The organism is Vescimonas sanitatis, from assembly GCF_049060325.1.
In the GTDB taxonomy this organism is placed as follows: Bacteria; Bacillota; Clostridia; order Oscillospirales; family Oscillospiraceae; genus Vescimonas; species Vescimonas sanitatis.
Window position 1 is genome coordinate 1 of the sequence record NZ_JBMGPW010000044.1, and the last position, 448, is coordinate 448.

The following is a 448-nucleotide window of genomic DNA, read 5'->3' on the forward strand; positions in this document are numbered from 1 at the left end:
GTGTTCAGCTACGGACCGGACCGGGTGGTGCTGCCGGAGTTCGACCTCGTGATCCCGGCCGGGCAGACCGTGGCCGTGGTGGGCCAGACGGGTGCGGGCAAGTCGACGCTGGCCAAGCTCATCGCCCGGTTCTACGACGTCTCTGCCGGCTCGCTGACGCTGGACGGGGTGGAGCTGCGCGAGCTCAGCCAGGCGGATCTGCGGCGCAACGTGGTGATGGTGACGCAGGAGGCGTTCCTGTTCTCCGGGTCGATCGCGGAGAACATCGCCCTCGGCCGGCCCGACGCCACCGAGGCCGAGATCCAGGCGGCCGCCCGGGCGGTGGGGGCGCACGACTTCATCCTGGGGCTGCCCGAGGGCTACGCGACCGACGTCGCCAAGCGCGGCGGGCGGCTGAGCGCGGGACAGCGGCAGCTCGTGTCGTTCGCGCGGGCGTTCCTCGCGGACC

General features: G+C 72.5%; 1 protein-coding gene. It reads left to right on the forward strand.

Annotated features, from left to right (window positions below; genetic code table 11):
* Positions 1-448: ATP-binding cassette domain-containing protein (locus tag ACOMDU_RS13670; protein ID WP_421130706.1), on the forward strand; the 448-nt coding region annotated here is incomplete at both ends.